Below are 262 nucleotides of genomic sequence, written 5' to 3'. Positions count from 1 at the left end.
GCAAACTTTCGGTTTGTATCGTCTTCACACACCGCAACTCGCTTCTTAAGCAAATTGCTTGGGTGTTATATGGTCAAGCCTCACGGGCAATTAGTATTGGTTAGCTCAACGCCTCACAGCGCTTACACACCCAACCTATCAACGTCGTAGTCTTCGACGGCCCTTTAGGGAACTCAAGGTTCCAGTGAGATCTCATCTTGAGGCAAGTTTCCCGCTTAGATGCTTTCAGCGGTTATCTTTTCCGAACATAGCTACCCGGCAA

The 262-nt window shown here is 48.1% G+C and carries 1 rRNA gene; it reads right to left on the bottom strand.

Features of this window, described 5'->3' with window-relative positions:
• Nucleotides 1–69: 69 nt before the first annotated feature.
• Nucleotides 70–262: ribosomal RNA gene (locus SB816_RS32665) — 23S ribosomal RNA — on the bottom strand; the annotation flags it as partial.

It is taken from the genome of Achromobacter sp. SIMBA_011 (assembly GCF_046535435.1).
GTDB lineage: Bacteria > Pseudomonadota > Gammaproteobacteria > Burkholderiales > Burkholderiaceae_B > Achromobacter > Achromobacter dolens.
The sequence above is the reverse complement of the archived record's forward strand: the minus strand, read 5'-3'. Positions and strand labels throughout refer to the sequence as shown.